Annotated in this window: 12 protein-coding genes and 1 rRNA gene; 7 read left to right on the top strand and 6 right to left on the bottom strand. The window is 60.2% G+C overall.

The features are described 5' to 3' along the window. Positions 1–160: 160 nt before the first annotated feature. The 4 genes from rrf to ACIO0C_RS24685 all read left to right on the top strand — a co-directional run bounded on the left by rrf (position 161) and on the right by ACIO0C_RS24685 (position 3,991). Positions 161–276, top strand: a 5S ribosomal RNA gene (gene rrf, locus ACIO0C_RS24700). Between the two features lie 149 nt (positions 277–425). Further along, the gene (locus ACIO0C_RS24695; protein WP_401315897.1) at positions 426–1,085 is read left to right on the top strand and encodes a paraquat-inducible protein A; all 660 of its coding nucleotides are present in this window, start codon (positions 426–428) and stop codon (positions 1,083–1,085) included. Beyond that, positions 1,072–1,695 carry a paraquat-inducible protein A gene (locus ACIO0C_RS24690; RefSeq protein ID WP_401315887.1) on the top strand — a complete coding sequence of 208 codons (624 nt, stop codon included), beginning with the start codon at positions 1,072–1,074 and terminating at the stop codon, positions 1,693–1,695. Before ACIO0C_RS24695 ends, ACIO0C_RS24690 begins: the two co-directional genes overlap by 14 nt. Then, positions 1,688–3,991, top strand: coding sequence for an MlaD family protein (locus tag ACIO0C_RS24685; RefSeq protein ID WP_401315885.1), 2,304 nt, complete (start codon positions 1,688–1,690; stop codon positions 3,989–3,991). Before ACIO0C_RS24690 ends, ACIO0C_RS24685 begins: the two co-directional genes overlap by 8 nt. Before the next feature lie 127 nt (positions 3,992–4,118). On the opposite strand, the gene mksF is transcribed toward ACIO0C_RS24685, so the two are convergent. The 3 genes from mksF to mksB are packed head-to-tail and all read right to left on the bottom strand — an operon-like array spanning position 4,119 to position 8,924. After that, positions 4,119–6,959, bottom strand: coding sequence for an Mks condensin complex protein MksF (gene mksF, locus ACIO0C_RS24680; protein WP_401315884.1), 2,841 nt, complete (start codon positions 6,957–6,959; stop codon positions 4,119–4,121). After that, complete coding sequence (gene mksE, locus ACIO0C_RS24675; protein WP_401315882.1) at positions 6,956–7,657, bottom strand: Mks condensin complex protein MksE; 702 nt, start codon at positions 7,655–7,657, stop codon at positions 6,956–6,958. Before mksE ends, mksF begins: the two co-directional genes overlap by 4 nt. Next, a complete protein-coding gene (gene mksB, locus ACIO0C_RS24670; RefSeq protein WP_401315880.1) occupies positions 7,647–8,924 on the bottom strand; it encodes an Mks condensin complex protein MksB in 1,278 nt (425 codons plus the stop codon). Before mksB ends, mksE begins: the two co-directional genes overlap by 11 nt. A gap of 219 nt (positions 8,925–9,143) precedes the next feature. Between mksB and ACIO0C_RS24665 the strand changes: the two genes are divergently transcribed. Further along, a complete protein-coding gene (locus ACIO0C_RS24665; RefSeq protein ID WP_401315896.1) occupies positions 9,144–9,884 on the top strand; it encodes an energy transducer TonB in 741 nt (246 codons plus the stop codon). Next, positions 9,877–10,329: a ribosomal protein S18-alanine N-acetyltransferase gene (rimI, locus tag ACIO0C_RS24660; RefSeq protein ID WP_007978046.1), complete on the top strand. Its 453-nt coding sequence runs from the start codon at positions 9,877–9,879 to the stop codon at positions 10,327–10,329. Before ACIO0C_RS24665 ends, rimI begins: the two co-directional genes overlap by 8 nt. Positions 10,330–10,402: 73 nt before the next feature. Here the strand turns inward: rimI and ACIO0C_RS24655 are convergent, their stop codons facing one another. Then, positions 10,403–10,807, bottom strand: a complete 405-nt coding sequence (locus ACIO0C_RS24655; protein WP_401315878.1) for a serine kinase/phosphatase — start codon at positions 10,805–10,807, stop codon at positions 10,403–10,405. A 141-nt stretch (positions 10,808–10,948) separates the two neighbouring features. Here ACIO0C_RS24655 and can point away from each other — a divergent pair, with 141 nt between their 5' ends. Further along, positions 10,949–11,593: a carbonate dehydratase gene (gene can, locus ACIO0C_RS24650; protein WP_401315876.1), complete on the top strand. Its 645-nt coding sequence runs from the start codon at positions 10,949–10,951 to the stop codon at positions 11,591–11,593. 84 nt (positions 11,594–11,677) lie between these two features. Here the strand turns inward: can and ACIO0C_RS24645 are convergent, their stop codons facing one another. Together ACIO0C_RS24645 and ACIO0C_RS24640 are read right to left on the bottom strand one after the other, a co-directional pair. Then, positions 11,678–12,865: a hypothetical protein gene (locus ACIO0C_RS24645; RefSeq protein WP_401315874.1), complete on the bottom strand. Its 1,188-nt coding sequence runs from the start codon at positions 12,863–12,865 to the stop codon at positions 11,678–11,680. Between the two features lie 161 nt (positions 12,866–13,026). Beyond that, positions 13,027–14,445, bottom strand: a complete 1,419-nt coding sequence (locus ACIO0C_RS24640) for a short-chain fatty acid transporter (protein WP_401315872.1) — start codon at positions 14,443–14,445, stop codon at positions 13,027–13,029. Positions 14,446–14,499: the final 54 nt, after the last annotated feature.

Raw genomic sequence — 14,499 nt, 5'->3', positions numbered from 1 at the left:
CAAGCAATTTGATGCTCCTAGTTGAAAAGACGAAAGAGACCAGATTGCGGTGTGTGAAGACGAAAGAACCGAAAGTTCGAATCTCACAAAACACCAAGTTCTATCACCTACCCAATTTGCTGAAGCGAGGCCCGCTGGCCACGACTCAGTACCCGAATTTCTTGACGACCATAGAGCGTTGGAACCACCTGATCCCATCCCGAACTCAGAAGTGAAACGATGCATCGCCGATGGTAGTGTGGGGTTTCCCCATGTGAGAGTAGGTCATCGTCAAGATTAAATTCCAAAACCCCTATCTGCGCATGCAGGTAGGGGTTTTGTCTTTTGCCGAAAGAAAATCACGCTGACTTGTGCACAAATTGGCACAGTTATTTTCGCTTCAGGGCACTAGAATAGGCCCAACCTTTTCGGAGTCAGAGCGTTATATGCCAGATCCGGTTGACGCCTCAAGGCTGTCAGAATTACCGCTGAACGATTTGGTGGCATGCCACGAGTGCGACTTGCTGATGCGCAAGCCCAAGCTCGAACATGGCGAGAAAGCCCTGTGCCCGCGATGTGGTTACGAGCTCTATGCCCATCGATACAACGTCGTGCAGCGCAGTCTCGCCCTGGTTATCGCGGCACTGCTGTTGTATATCCCGGCGAACTTTTTACCCATCATGCAACTCAATCTGCTCGGGCAATCATCGCAAGAGACTGTCTGGAGCGGGGTTGTCGGGCTTTTCGATACCGGCATGCAAAGCGTTTCAGTCATTGTGTTCCTGTGCAGCATGGCGATTCCGTTGCTCAAGCTGCTCTGCCAACTGGTCGTGTTGCTGAGTATCCGTTTCGACGTAGGACGTAGCTACGGCTTGCTGCTTTACCGTATTTACCACCATTTGCGGGACTGGGGGATGCTTGAGGTTTACCTCATGGGCGTACTGGTCGCGATCGTCAAGCTGGCAGATATGGCAGCAATGACCATCGGCCTGGGCTTGGCGTGCTTCATTGGATTGTTGTTGGTTCAGGTCTGGCTGGAGGTTGTGATGTCGCCTCACCAGATCTGGCAGGCTTTATCAGGAGAGGATGCCCATGCGGGCGATTGATGCAGGCATTCTGATTTGTGCTGAATGCCATGAATTGAACAGGCAGGAAGCTGATACCGAAGAACAGGTCTGCACCCGCTGCGGCGCGCTGGTGCATGCCCGCAGCCCTAACAGCGTGGCCCGGACCTGGGCGTTGCTGATCACCGCCGCCATTCTTTATATACCGGCCAATGTGTTGCCGATCATGACCGTGAGCTCCCTGGGCAAGGGTGATCCCAGCACTATCATGTCCGGTGTGATCCAACTGGTTCAGCACGGCATGATTCCCATTGCCGCGGTGGTGTTCATCGCCAGCATTGTGGTGCCCACGTTCAAGTTGGTGGGTATCGCCTTGCTGCTGTTTTCCGTGCAGCGCCACCAGCCACTCTCGGCCCGCCAACGCATATGGATGTACCGCTTTATCGAGTTCATCGGCCGCTGGTCGATGCTCGATATCTTTGTGATCGCCATCCTGGTGGCGCTTGTGAATTTTGGACGGCTTGCCACCATCGAAGCAGACCTGGGCGCCATTGCGTTTGCCAGCGTGGTGATTCTGACGATGCTTGCCGCAGTAACTTTCGATCCCCGACTGATTTGGGATAACACGGAGTCGGACGACGACCATGACTGATCTGCCTACAGCAAAAACCCGACCGGCTTCGAACTGGTCGGCCATCTGGGTGTTGCCCTTGATTGCCTTGATCATTGGTGGCTGGCTTGGCTGGCGGGCCTACAACGAAACCGGTATCGAGGTTCAGGTACGTTTCGAAAGCGGTGAAGGCATCCAGGCCAACAAGACCGAAGTTGTCTACAAAGGCATGTCGGTCGGCAAGGTGAAAGCCCTCAAGCTCGATGATGAAGGCAGCGCCAAAGGGGTGATCGCGACCGTCGAGATGAACAAGGACGTGGAGCAATACCTGCGCACCAGCACGCGCTTCTGGCTGGTCAAGCCGAGCGTGACGCTGGCCGGTATCACCGGGCTGGAGACGCTGGTCTCGGGTAACTATGTCGCGATCAGCCCCGGTGAGGGCGAGCCTGCCCGCAAGTTCAAGGCCCTGGCCCAGGAGCCTCCGCTGTCGGACGCCCAGCCCGGCCTGCACCTGACGATCAAGGCTGATCGCCTGGGCTCGCTGAACCGTGGCAGCCCGGTGTTCTACAAGCAGATCAAGGTCGGGCAGATCAAAAGCTACGTGCTTTCCGAGGACCAGAGTACGGTCGAACTCAAGGTCTTCATCGAGCCGACCTATGCCAAGCTCGTGCGCAAACACACGCGTTTCTGGAACGCCAGCGGCATCAGCATCGATGCCAACCTCTCAGGTGTAAAAGTACGCAGTGAGTCCCTGGCCAGTATCGTTGCCGGTGGCATTGCGTTCGCCACGCCTGAAAACCGCAAGGACAGCCCGCCGACCGATCCGAGCCTGCCGTTCCGCCTTTATGAGGACTTCGATGCGGCCGCCGCGGGGATCAAGGTCAAGGTCAAGCTGAGTGACTTCGAAGGTTTGCAGGCGGGTCGCACACCAGTGATGTACAAAGGCATTCAGGTCGGCACCCTCAAGGCACTCAAGGTCGATCCCGATTTGTCCGGTGCCAGCGCCGAGTTGACCCTGGACCCGCTGGCCGAGGACTACCTGGTCGATGGCACCCAGTTCTGGGTGGTCAAGCCGTCGATTTCCCTGGCGGGCATCACCGGCCTTGAAGCATTGGTCAAGGGTAACTACATCGCCGTGCGCCCGGGGGACAAAGGCGCCGCGCCGCAACGTGAGTTCGTCGCACGGCCCAAGGCGCCGCCGCTGGATTTGCGTTCACCGGGCCTGCACCTGGTGTTGTTCACCGATACCCTCGGCTCGCTGGATGTGGGCAGCCCGATTCTCTACAAGCAGGTCAAGGTGGGGTCGGTACAGAGCTATCAGTTTTCGCGCAAAAAGAAACAGCTGGTGATTGGCGTCCATATCGAGAAGGAATACGAAGACCTGGTGAACGCCTCTACGCGGTTCTGGAATGCCAGTGGCATCACGTTGACGGGCGGTCTGACGGGCGGGATCCAGGTCAAGAGTGAATCGTTGCAAAGCCTGATGGCCGGCGGCATCGCCTTTGAAACACCGGAGGCCAAGGCTCCATTGCAGAAGCGCATCCCACGTTTCCGCCTGTTCGACAATCACGAGCAAGCCAACCAAAAGGGCGCGATGATCACCATCAAGGTCGACCGTGCCGATGGCCTGCGTACCGGCACACCGATCCGCTATAAGGGGTTGGATGTCGGCAAGATTGAAGACGTGGATCTGAGTGACGATCTGCAGTCGGTGCTGCTGACTGCGCGGATCGATGAGGTTCCGGAGCGCATCGCACGTGTCGGCAGTCAGTTCTGGGTGGTCAAGCCGGAACTGGGGCTGATCAAGACCTCGAACCTGGAAACGTTGGTCACTGGGCAATACATCGAGGTGGAGCCGGCAGCGAAGAACCTGGGGCCACAGAAGAACTTCGTGGCGCTGGCCAATCCGCCGGAAACCGCCAAACAGGAAGGCGGATTGAGCCTGGTGTTGAGCGCTCCTCGCCGTGGTTCGTTGAAGGCGGGTGTGCCGGTGACGTATCGTGAAATAACCGTGGGCAAGGTCACGGGCTATGAATTGGGCCAGACGGCTGATCGTGTGCTGATTCACATCCTGATCGAGCCCAAGTACGCGCCATTGGTCCGCAGCGGCACGCGCTTCTGGAACACCAGCGGTTTTGACTTTGATGTTGGTCTGTTCAGAGGAGCGACGGTGCGTACCGAATCGCTGGAGACTATGATCCAGGGCGGTGTCGCCTTTGCTACGCCAGACGGTGAGCGCATGGGCAGCCCGGCGCGACCGCAGCAGACATTCCCGCTGTTCGACAAGTTCGAAGAGGAATGGCTGACCTGGGCACCGAAGATTTCGCTGGGCAAGTAGTTTATTAGCGGCGGTAATGCCGCCATCGCGGGCTTGCCCGCGAAGAGGCCCTGAAGAGCACTGAAAGAAGCACAAAAAAGGCCGCGTTCCATTGAACCGCGGCCTTTTTCGTATCTAACGGTTCAACTCAGACCGCATCCAGCTCCGGCTCATCCGCTTCAACATTCACAGGCGCCTTTACCGGTTCGTGACGACGAATGTACTTCCAGTCGTCCTCATCGATGTAGATGCCAGCCGGGCCGCTGCCACCTTCCAGATCGATGGCGACACTGGCGCAAACCTGCGGCTTCACACTGGCCAGGATGGGCACGAAGCCCAGTTGCAGACTGGTTTCCAGCAATGCCGCCTGGTTTTTCTCGTCGATGTCCGCGGCCTCGTCGAGGTAGTAGGGCAAGCGCACTCGCCCGGCTAGGTCGCGGTCCATCAAGTGCAGCAACAAATACATGTTGGTCAGCGCCTTGATGGTCATGGTGGTGCCGTTGGACGCAGCGCCGTCGATGTCGGTGTGGATAACTGGCGATCCGTTGACCTTGGTGATTTCGAACGCCAGCTCGAACAAGTCCTTGAGGCCGAGCTGGTTGTGGTTCGCCGCTACCAGGCGCGCCAGGTATTCCTTGGCTTCTTCGTTCTTGTTGTCCTGCTCCGCGCTCTGGCTGAGATCGAAGACCGACAGGGTCTCGCCTTCTTCGTATTGGCCGGCACTGTGGATGATCTGGTCAATGTGCTTGAGTGCTTCCTTGTTCGGCGCCAGCACGATGCGGAAGCTCTGCAGGTTGGACACCTGGCGCTTGTTGATCTCGCGGTTGAACAGCGCCAGCTGGTGTTCGAGGCTGTCGTAGTCGCTGCGGATGTTGCGCAGGGTCCGGGCGATGTCGGTAACGGCCGCACGCCGGGCCTTGCCCAGGGTCAGGGCTTCGTCGGTGCGGTGTGCGTAGGCGTTGATCAGCAGTTGCAGGCGACGTTCCATATCGTCTTCGCTGTCGAACTTGGCCACGCCCTTGAGGCGCACCTGGGCGTACAGCGCCTCGATCTGGCCGTCGGCGCGTAGCAGGCCTTGCCAGCTGTCCTGATAATCGTTGAGCAGCGGCAGCAGGTTGTCCATGGAATCGTCGACCGGATCCATGAACGGCGTACCGAACGGCAGATCCGCCGGCAACAGCTGACGGCGGCGCAGGGCGTCGTCGAGGGTACGTTGCTTGGCTTCCATGTCACCGATCTGCCGGCCGACCAGTTGCAGCTTGGCGGACAGTTGCTGGACGCGTTCGGTAAAGGCATCGCTGGAACGCTTCAGTTCGTCCTGGGCGGCTTCCATCTGCGCCAGCTGCTCCAGCTTGTCGCCTTCTTCGGCGCTCAGGGTTTGCGCGCGACGGAAGTCTTCCAGGGCTTTCTGGGCATCCAGCACCTGCTGGTACAGCGCTTCGGTCTGAGTCTTGCTCGCGGCGCGGTCGGCGGCCACGGCTTGCTGGGTTTTCAGTTGCTTGAGTTCTTTTTCCAGGCGCTCTTTCTGGTCGCGCAGCGCGGCGCGGTCCGCCAGGGCTTGCAGGGCCGGTGGTTCGATGTGCGAGATGTCGATGGACAGTCCCGGCACTTCGAAGCGTTCGCCCTTGAAACCGTCGAGGATCAGCTCCACGGATTTTACCCAATCGCCGTTGTCGTCGAGGGCAATGCCGTGCTCACCCAGCGGCAGGCTGAACAGAGCGCTGTTGAACAGGCGCATCAGGCGCTCGACGTCCTGCTGAGAGAATTCCTCGCGCAGGCGGGCGTAGCTGTTGTTGTCGGCGTGGTCGAGTTGTTGCTTGACCGACTTCAGGCGTTTTTCCAGGTCGCGCAGGCGTTCTTCCAGGTCCTCGGCACTGAATTGCCGCGACTGCGCCAGGGCACCTGCCAGCTCGTCATGGGCGTCCTTGGCCGCGAGCAGTTGTTGTTCCAGTACCTTGACGTCATCGACCAGGGCAAAGCGATGCTTGAGCACCGCCAGCTCGCCGAGCCAGCGCTGGATGCCAGTGATTTCCCGCTCCAGGCGCATCAGCTCCTGGGTGCCGCCACGTTGATCGTTCTGCAGGGCGTCCTGCTCGTGGCGATAGTGCTCGGCCTGGATGGTCAGTTCTTCCTTGCGGGCACTGGCGTAGTCCGACCAGGTGCCGAGCAGGGAGTCGAGCAGTGGCGAGATCCGGTGCAGCTTGCCACGCAGGATGTCGCGCTGTTTCACGCCGTTGGCCAGGGCTTCGACCAGCGGGCCGGCGGCCACCAGCGAGTGGTAGTCCTGTTCCATGCGCCGTACATCGCGGAAGGCTTCTTCGCACGCGGCGATGTAGTCGACGCTGCCGGAGCGCAAGCTGTGCTCGAAGGCATCGAGGAACAGTTGCTTGAGCTTGGCCGCGGTGATTTCACGCATGTGCAGAAGGTTGATGAACAGTGCGCGGAAGGTCTTCAGACTCTGTTCGCTGGTGGAGCGTAGCGGAATCAGTGTCAGGTCCAGCGGGATCGAGGTGTGTCCACCGACCAGCAGGCGCCGCAGTTCATCGGGCTTGAGTTCGTAGGCTTTGAGGCCTTCGCGCTCAAGGTTGCTGAACAGTTCTTTCTGGCGCAGGCAGGTGTCGTTCTTCTGGTAGTGGGCCAGGTCGAGCTGGCCGGCATAGGCGAAGAACTGGTGACCGAAGCCGCCACCCGGACCGCGTCCGACCACGCCAATTACGTGGGGGCCATGGGGCAGGTTCACTTCCACCAGGATGTAGCTGGTGTCGGAGGCGAAGTAGAAGCGCCGCGATTGCTCCAGGCTGTACTTGCCGAAGCTCATGTCCGACATGCGCGCCAGGATCGGGAACTGCAGCGCATTGATCGAAGCGGATTTACCGAGGTTGTTCGCGCCATAGACCGACAGTGGCTCTTCCAGCGGGAACAGGCCGAGGCTGTAGCCGGCGGTGTTCAAAAGGGCAAAGCGGCGGATGCCGTAGCGTTCCTTGCTCATGCGTCGAGCTCCTGTTCTTCGGCGATGGCGCGGGCCAGCGCGTCTTCTTCGCTCTCGTCTTCAAATTCCGCGAGGTCGAGCGGGTCGTCGGTCTGCAGCAGTTTTTCGTCGCTGTCTTCGTCGATCAGCACCGGTACCGGCAACGGCAGGACGCTGTGCAGGCTGGCCGCCAGGTCACGGTCCTGCTGCACCGACAGGCACACATCGAGGAAACGGTGCATCGGCGGCAGAAAGCGGTACACGCCGTTTTCTTCGCCGGCGAAGCCGAGCTGGGTCATGCGCCGCATGATTTTTTCTTCCAGCTCATCCTGGGTCTGCACTTCGGCCTGGATGAACAGGTCGCGGTACTTTTCCAGCAGCGATGGCAATTCATCGCGACCGAGGCTGCCGCCATCGAGCACGGCGATCGGGTCGCGGCCCTGGTCGGCCAGGTGCTCGACGAGAATGAAGGTGAACAGCGCCAGGCGCTGCGCAGTCTTGTTCACCGCTGCTGCAGCCAGGTCCGGCACGAAATAGTAGAAACCACGGGTGTCGCACACCAGTTCGAACCCCAGGGCCTTGAACAGCGTGCGGTACTGGTCCTGGAAGTTCGACAGTTGGGCGTAGAGCTCCGGGTCGCGGCGGCTGACGTGGTAGCCCTTGAACAGTTCGCGAAAGATCGGTGCCAGCTGGGACAATTCGGATAGATCAAGATGCATGTGGGATGCTCGCAGAATTCTCGGTGGCATCGGGGCCGGTCGAGAGCAGGGCGAAGGAGCGCAGGCTGACCTGGTGCTCGTGTGTGAAGTAGTCGCGACGTTCCAGGCGTTCGCGCTTGAAGCGTTTTTCCCGGGACAGTCGCGAGAACCAGTACAGCAATTCGTCGGTGGCGCCGTCCGGCTCCTGCTCCAGCAGCCAGGTCATCAGGTCCGGCATCGGCAGGGCGTCTTCGCAGCGTTCGAGCATTTCCCGAACCGTGCGTGGCGCCCGCGGGGCTTCGCCTTTCTGGGTCTTGTGGGCCTTGGGGAAGCGCGCCGGTTTCGGTTCGAAACGGGCCAGGGCGTAAACGTAGGCCTCGACCTGGCTGGCACTGCCGAGGAAGGTACTTTGCGGGCGTGTGAACAATGGCATTGCCGCCTGCGGCACGGCATCGATGCCTTTTCGGCGAATGGCAGCCAGGGCCAGTGCCGCGCCACGGGTGACGGCGTTGTGGCGACGTGCCTCTTCACGTAGCGGCAGCAGCAGTTCGCGCGCGTGACGCAGGGTCAACTGGGCACTGGTCTGCATTTCGAGGATGCGCGCGTGGGTGCGCAGCAACATGTCGTCATCGACCAGGTGGCCGAGGCGTTGTTGCTCGGAGAGCATCTTCAGCAGAACGGTTTCGACCTTGCGCACGCCTTGTTCGAAGGCGCCGTCGGCGTTCACCAGATCAATCATCGGCTCGACATATTCGTCCCAGGTCGCCAGTACCTCGGCGTAACGCTGGCGCAACGGAATCTGTCGGTCGCTGGTTTTCGCCCTTTCGGCGACGGCCACCAGTGCCTGTTCGTCGTTATCGAGTTTTTTCAATACATCGCGAACCCGCATGTCGAGCAGGCGCAGCTGGCGGGCCAGATCGTTGCCATCGCGGATGTCGAAGGCGTCCTGGATGTAACCGGCCAGACGCTCGAGATGGCGCAGATAGGCTTCGATTTCCAGGCACAGGCCCAAACGGTGTTCACGGCGCAGGTAGGCGAGGAAGTCGTGAATTTGTGCGTTGAGCTCGAAACGGTTCGGGCTTTTCGCCACCGGAACCAGAATATCGAGGCGAATCCACACGTCCAGCAGGCTGGTGATGTCCTGCTGCGTACTGTCAAGTTGCTGGGCGGCCAGTTGCGTGCGCAGTTCGTTGAGGCTCAGGGTGCCTTGGTCGAAATGCTCACACAGTGGCTCCAGAAGTGCCCAGTGTTCAGCGAGGGCGCGCAAGACGCGCTTGGGTTCGATCATCGGAATGGCCGGTTGGTTGGCGATTAAAAGCCGCGATTGTACTGCATCAGGCGCGATGCGATTCACTCTCGGGACGGGCTGTTGCTTTTTCTAACAGTGAAGTTATCGATCAACAGCGCGCGATCTTCAGCTAAGGGCGGTAGAATCGGCGCACTTTAGTTATCCACAAGTGGCCGACCTTTGCTTATCGAGTCCCGTCGTCGCGCTTATTTGAACGCCATGCAGGTGGTCAACTGGCTGCCGCGCACCGAATTGCCCTTTGCCGCCCCGTCGCGGCCCGAGCTGCTGGAGCCCCCCGAGGCGCTGGTCGAGGCTCCCGTGGCGCCTGTGCCGGTGGTCGAGGCGCCCATTACGCCTACGGTAAAACCGGCCGAACGGGTGAAGATCGAGGTGCCGCGGCCATCGCTGGCGAGCACGCGCACTGGCGCAAAACCTGTAGCCGAGGAGGCGCCGGTTGTCGCCAGGGTCGTGCCGGTGCCGCCGCCGCGCTTTGCCCTGCAACTGCTGCGAGCCGGCCGCTGCCTGCTGCTGGTGGAGTTACCCACAGGCGAATCCTTCCAGGCGCGCGATCCCGCTTATCTGCTGCTCAAGGACATGCTGCGTGCCGCCGGTCTACCGGACAGTCCGCAAATCGTCGGCGAGCCGGTACGTTGGCCGCTGCTGGTGCGTGGGACGATGGACCAGGGCCCGGAGGCGGCCCGCGACTTTGTGCAAGGTTTCCTCTCGGTGCGCATGGAAGAAGCTCCATGCGCCTGCCTTTGGCTGATCGGCCTGCCCGCGGTGCGGTTTGCCGGTGAGGCGGATGCCGAGGCGTTCAACCGTGAACTGCAGATCGAAGGTCTGGGCTCGGCATGGGCGGTACCGGGCCTGGAATTGTTAATGGAAGAGCCACAGCGCAAGGCCGCCGTGTGGCAAGCCATGCGTCGGCTGATGGCGCGCTGGAAAGAATCGAATGAGTGACGCTGTATCGTTCCGCCCGATGACCGAGGCGGACCTGGAAACTGTTCTGAAGATCGAATACGCGGCCTACAGCCATCCCTGGACCCGTGGGATTTTTCTCGATGGACTGGGCAAGTATCAGATCTGGCTGATGTTCGAAGGTCAGCAGCAGGTGGGCCATGGGGTGGTGCAGATCATTCTTGACGAGGCGCATCTGCTCAACATCACCGTCAAGCCGGAAAACCAGGGCCGAGGCCTGGGTTTGACCTTGCTCGAGCATTTGATGTCGATCGCCTACAAGGCCGATGCCCGGGAATGCTTCCTGGAAGTGCGTGACAGCAATACCGCAGCGTTCAAGTTGTATGAGCGGTATGGTTTCAACGAGATCGGGCGTCGACGGGATTATTACCCGGCGGTGGGCGGGCGCGAAGATGCGGTGGTCATGGCCTGCACCTTGGTGGATTGAACATCGTTGTTACAAATCGTCGATACCCTTTTAGGAGCTGCCGCAGGCTGCGGTAGCTCCTAAAAGGGATCGATCAACGCTTGCGGTCCAGCGGATCGCGCTGCGCCATCTCCGCCTCGTCCAGCCCGTTGCCCCCACCAATGTCGTCTTCATCGACAATGCTCAAGTCCCAATCGGCTCGCCCATCCCCACCGGCCTCATGGGCATCGCGGGCACCGTCTTCACGGATGAGTGTTTCCGGGCTCATGTCATCATCGGTGGATTCATGGTCGTCGGTCGATGCGCCCGTGAGGCCGGCTTCACGCACGCGTTCTTCGGGCATCAGTTGCTTGCGTTCCTTTTCCGGCAATTCGTCGCCGATTTTCGCGCTGGGTTCTTCTTCGTCGAAATCCAGCTCATGCATTGAGCCCATGCGGTCTTCGTTATCATCGATGGGTTCCGGTTGCACTGCATTGTACGGACGTCGTGAATCAGTCATGGTAATTCCTCATACTGTGGGCCTTACTAGGGTGGACTCACCCGGCACACGAGAATTCCAACGAAAACACCTGCGACACTTTGGTGACCCCGACGGGCGGTTGTCTGTCAAAGCAGCGAATCATTCTTGAGGCTTCCCAGCATGCACGACTTACAAGACCTGATTGATAACAACGAGCGTTGGGCTGACGCGATCACCAAGGAAGATCCGGATTTCTTCGCCAAGCTGGCTCGTCAACAAACGCCGGAGTACCTGTGGATCGGCTGTTCCGATGCGCGGGTGCCGGCCAACGAAATCGTCGGCATGCTGCCGGGCGATCTGTTCGTGCACCGCAACGTGGCCAACGTGGTGCTGCACACGGACCTCAACTGTCTGTCGGTGATCCAGTACGCCGTCGACGTGCTCAAGGTCAAACACATCCTCGTGACGGGTCACTATGGTTGTGGCGGCGTGCGCGCCTCGATGCAGGATCGCCAGTTCGGCCTGATCGACGGTTGGCTGCGTTCTATTCGCGACCTCTACTACGAGAAGCGCGAAGAACTCGCCAAACTGGCCACCGAAGAGGAGCAGGTCGACCGCCTCTGCGAACTCAACGTGATTCAGCAAGTGGCCAACGTCGCGCATACCAGCATTGTGCAAAATGCCTGGCACCGCGGGCAGAACCTGTCGATTCACGGTTGCATTTACGGCATCAAGGACGGTCGCTGGAAAAGCCTGAACACCACCATCAGCGGTTTCGAGCAATTGCCGCCGCAGTACCGGCTGCGTCCGGTCGAGAAGTTGTAAGTCTTCGCAGCAGAGGCTTTGCCGACGCCAGTGTTGTAAAAAACATCTGGTCGTCGGCACCTTCCGTCATCTGACGCTTCGGCGCTATAGCGCAGGAGCCGGTATCGCCGGGGCTGGCGCTGGCGCCTTGAGCAGTTTGAGCTGGGCCTTGATCGATGCCGTTGCACATTTGCCTGCGGCCTGTGCGGGGGTCAGCTTGCGGATCGAGGTGTAGAACAGCGCACAGGTTTTATCGGCCTGGGCCACTTGCCAGGTCTGGGTGCAGGTTTTCAGCTCGATATCGGGATTGGTGTCCGTTTCACGGCCCATGGCGGCCTGCCAGCAAGCGGCACTCAAATCCTGGCCCATGACTTTCAGGCCTGCGGTATCGGCCTGGCCCTGTGCATCTTTACCGGTGTAGCTGGCCGGATCGGCGGCGTACCAGATGTAGCTGGGATGGTTGGCGCCCAATACCGGTACTTTTACCCCGTCGACCGGACTGATCGTCACCAGGCTCAACACGTTCACGGTTGGCCCGTATTGCTGCTTGACCCAGTTGCGCACCGGCGCACCGAAGGCAACCGTTGGCAAGGCCGCGCCGCTGGAATGCACGGTGACCTGCTTGACCATGCTGGTCTGGTAGTCCTTGAAGTAGTCGTAGACGCCTTCCAGATCCTTGCCGGCGTTCGACGGCGCGGCAATCGGGGCGATATCGATGATGGTCTGGTAGCCCGGTATCTGCTCGGGCGGGACGCCATTGACGGTCAGCAGCGTGGCCCAGCGATCCGTGGTAGCCGATTTCAAGTAATCCTGGGCCTGTGTCAGTGAATAATCCGGTGGGAAGTGCAGCAGCTCAACGCTTCTGCGGTTTTCCAGAGCCATGCCCAGTGGCAGGAAAAAATGCCAGCTATAGGCCCACTTGCCGTCGGCATTCAGTTTGCTGGCACCGCTGTAGGCCAGGTCGCCGGCGTCAAGCAGTGCTGCCAAGGGCTTTTCATAGCTCCTGGGCACACCCGTGATTTCGGCATGGAGTTGACCGTTATCGGTTTTGACCAGAACCTTGGCCTCGCTATAGCCATCGCGCTGCACGCTTTGTGTCAGATAGTGCTCGACGGTCTGCTCCAGCGTCCAATTGCGAAAGCAGATCACGTTGCAGTTGTTGGGGTAGGCGAAGAGGCGGGTAACGCGTTCGGTACTGCCGAGTTTTAAGGCGACATCGGCGTGGGCAGCGGTGCTCAGGTTGAGGGCTGCGAGGGTGAGGGCCGCGAGGTTGAGGCCTGCGAGTCTTAACATGCTCAGATCCTTTTCAGCGTGGTCGCGATACGAAGATGCACTTCATACTGGATCAACGCAATGATGCAGAAAAGTAGGCCTCACGCATTTTTTTTTAAGCATGTGATACAGCCCGCGATCAGTGTTTGCGGGCTGGCCTCACCGCCATTTGTAGCGTTTTCTTACGGCATCACCGGCGGCGTATACGCCAACGTCGTCCCTAGCGCCCATAGCAACACCAGCACCAGAGGTGTGTGCACCAGCAACTGCACGAACGAGAATCCGATCAGATCCCGCGCCTTCAAGCCCAGCACACCCAGCAGCGGCAGCATGTAGAACGGGTTGATCAGGTTGGGCAGGGCTTCGGCGGCGTTGTAGATCTGCACCGCCCAGCCCAGGTGGTAGTTCAGGTCGTTCGCCACTTGCATCACGTACGGCGCTTCGATGATCCACTTGCCGCCGCCGGACGGAATGAAGAAGCCGAGGATCGCCGAATACACGCCCATCAGCAGGGCATAGGTGTCGTGGGAGGCAATGCTGACGAAGAAGGTCGAGATGTGGTGGGCCAGGGTTTGCGCATCGGCGCCCTTGACCGTGGTCATCAGCGCGGCGATCGAACCGTACAGCGGGAACTGGATCAGCACGCCGGTGGTGGTTGGCACTGCACGGGCCACCGCGTCGAGAAAGCTGCGCGGGCGCCAGTGCAGCAGGGCTCCGAGCATGATGAACAGGAAGTTGTAGGTGTTCAGGCCGGAAATCGCGCTGATCGCGGGTTTTGTGGAAAACTCATGGAACAGCCACCCAGCCGCCAGCAGCACCAACAGGATGGTCAGCAGCGGGCTGTGTTCCAGCCATTCGCCGGGACGGGTGCGTGGCTGCAGCGGTGGCAGGTTGAAACTCGGGTCGACGCCACAGGCCTCGGCGTCTCGCGCCGTGTTCGGGCCGGGGGCGGTGGCGTAGGCGATGATCAGCGAGATGACGATCAAGGCCAGCAACATGACGCCCGATTGCCAGAGGAAGATCGTTTGGGTGAAAGGAATCACCCCGGTAATCGACAGGATCGACGGCGGCAAGCTGGCCGGGTTGGCCTGCAACTGCGCAGCAGACGAAGACAGGCCCAGGGCCCACACCGCGCCCAACCCCAGGTACGCGGCGGCACCCGCGGCGCGGTAGTCCATCTTCAGGTCCGTGCGGCGGGCGAGCGCACGCACCAGCAGACCGCCGAACACCAGGGACAAACCCCAATTGAGCAGCGACGCGACCATGGAGATCAGCGCCACCCAGGCCACCGCGGAGCGCCCGTTTTTTGGCAACTTCGCCAGCCGGTCGATCAACTTCACCGCCGGTGGCGAACTGGCGACCACATACCCGCCGATCACCACGAACGCCATTTGCATGGTGAACGGGATCAGGCTCCAGAAGCCGTCACCAAAGGCCATGGCCGCGTCAGTCGGCTTGGCGCCCATGGCCATGGTCGCCACGGCGACGATGATCACGGCCAAGGCGGCAAACACCCAGGAGTCGGGGAACCAGCGTTCGGCAAAACTTGAACAGCGTAGGGCAAAACGGGCGGAGCGGGTATCTTCGATATCAGCGGCCACGGGACTTCCTCGAATTTTTATGTTTGTTGTGGTCTTCAGGGCAGCACGAGCCCC

The sequence above is a fragment of the Pseudomonas sp. NPDC087336 genome, from assembly GCF_044744285.1.
Lineage (GTDB): Bacteria > Pseudomonadota > Gammaproteobacteria > Pseudomonadales > Pseudomonadaceae > Aquipseudomonas.
This window is presented reverse-complemented; position numbering and strand designations above follow the sequence as displayed.

Excerpts from the sequence above, each read along its gene's own strand:
- ACIO0C_RS24695 (WP_401315897.1), top strand. The coding sequence starts at position 426 with ATGCCAGATCCGGTTGACGCCTCAAGGCTGTCAGAATTACCGCTGAAC.
- ACIO0C_RS24690 (WP_401315887.1), top strand. The coding sequence starts at position 1,072 with ATGCGGGCGATTGATGCAGGCATTCTGATTTGTGCTGAATGCCATGAA.
- ACIO0C_RS24685 (WP_401315885.1), top strand. The coding sequence starts at position 1,688 with ATGACTGATCTGCCTACAGCAAAAACCCGACCGGCTTCGAACTGGTCG.
- mksF (WP_401315884.1), bottom strand. The coding sequence starts at position 6,959 with ATGAGCAAGGAACGCTACGGCATCCGCCGCTTTGCCCTTTTGAACACC.
- mksE (WP_401315882.1), bottom strand. The coding sequence starts at position 7,657 with ATGCATCTTGATCTATCCGAATTGTCCCAGCTGGCACCGATCTTTCGC.
- mksB (WP_401315880.1), bottom strand. The coding sequence starts at position 8,924 with ATGATCGAACCCAAGCGCGTCTTGCGCGCCCTCGCTGAACACTGGGCA.
- ACIO0C_RS24665 (WP_401315896.1), top strand. The coding sequence starts at position 9,144 with ATGCAGGTGGTCAACTGGCTGCCGCGCACCGAATTGCCCTTTGCCGCC.
- rimI (WP_007978046.1), top strand. The coding sequence starts at position 9,877 with ATGAGTGACGCTGTATCGTTCCGCCCGATGACCGAGGCGGACCTGGAA.
- ACIO0C_RS24655 (WP_401315878.1), bottom strand. The coding sequence starts at position 10,807 with ATGACTGATTCACGACGTCCGTACAATGCAGTGCAACCGGAACCCATC.
- can (WP_401315876.1), top strand. The coding sequence starts at position 10,949 with ATGCACGACTTACAAGACCTGATTGATAACAACGAGCGTTGGGCTGAC.
- ACIO0C_RS24645 (WP_401315874.1), bottom strand. The coding sequence starts at position 12,865 with ATGTTAAGACTCGCAGGCCTCAACCTCGCGGCCCTCACCCTCGCAGCC.